This is a genomic window from Faecalibacterium sp. DFI.5.82 (assembly GCF_029076575.1).
Lineage (GTDB): Bacteria > Bacillota > Clostridia > Oscillospirales > Ruminococcaceae > Faecalibacterium > Faecalibacterium duncaniae.
Genome location: NZ_JARFIS010000475.1, coordinates 1 through 312, shown reverse-complemented (window position 1 = coordinate 312; position 312 = coordinate 1). Strand labels below are relative to the sequence as shown.

1 pseudogene is annotated in these 312 nt (G+C 53.5%); it reads right to left on the bottom strand.

Annotation, left to right across the window (positions count from 1 at the left end):
* Positions 1 to 146 (bottom strand): annotated as a pseudogene (locus tag P0G09_RS17490) (sodium ion-translocating decarboxylase subunit beta); the annotation flags it as partial.
* Positions 147 to 312: the final 166 nt, after the last annotated feature.

The following is a 312-nucleotide window of genomic DNA, read 5'->3' as shown; positions in this document are numbered from 1 at the left end:
CCCATGGGCAGCAGCAGGCTCGGCTCCATCTTTTTGGCGATGGCAAGGTAGATGAGCAGCGCACCGATGCCCCACATTACCACCATCTGCCAGGTCAGATTCCCAAAATGGGAAAAGAGACTGGCGAATGTGTTCAGAAGATCCATATTTATTTTTCCTCCTTGTGTTCCGATGCCGGGCAAGAAAAAAGAGACCCCTGCCACAGCACTCTGTATGTGACAAAAGTCTCAAGCCAACACATGACATCGGGCATTTCTGCCGTGATGACGCTGCCATGCAGCATCCCCGCAGGCCCTGCGGGATGCCCTTTAC